Origin of the sequence: Kitasatospora nipponensis, from assembly GCF_039528135.1 — a bacterium.
Classification (GTDB): domain Bacteria; phylum Actinomycetota; class Actinomycetes; order Streptomycetales; family Streptomycetaceae; genus Kitasatospora; species Kitasatospora nipponensis.
Map to the genome: position 1 here is coordinate 1 of NZ_BAAALF010000676.1, position 338 is coordinate 338.

Below are 338 nucleotides of genomic sequence, written 5' to 3' on the forward strand. Positions count from 1 at the left end.
CTTCAAGAACGACTTCACCGAGCCGCACGAGGACTGGAAGTTCTCCCAGGACCTCGCCCAGTCCTGCAACACCGCCCTGATCAAGAAGGGGCTCGAGGTACTCAAGAGCGGCGACATGGAAGCGCTCGCCAAGGACGCCTTCGGCATCGGCCCGACCTGGAAGACCGGCATGCTGCTGGCCCCCGCCAAGGCGCCCGCGCCGTCCGGGGACAACCAGCGCGCCGCCCAGCTGATCGGCCAGGGCAGCATCACCATGAACGCCCTCACCATGGCCTCGATCTCCGCCACCGTGGAGAGCGGCACCTTCCGGCAGCCGGTCCTGCTGGCCGGTTCCGAGC

At 68.0% G+C, this 338-nt stretch carries 1 pseudogene; it reads left to right on the top strand.

Going from position 1 to position 338, the window contains the following annotated elements:
* A pseudogene (locus ABD323_RS42655) lies at positions 1-338 on the top strand (penicillin-binding transpeptidase domain-containing protein); the annotation flags it as partial.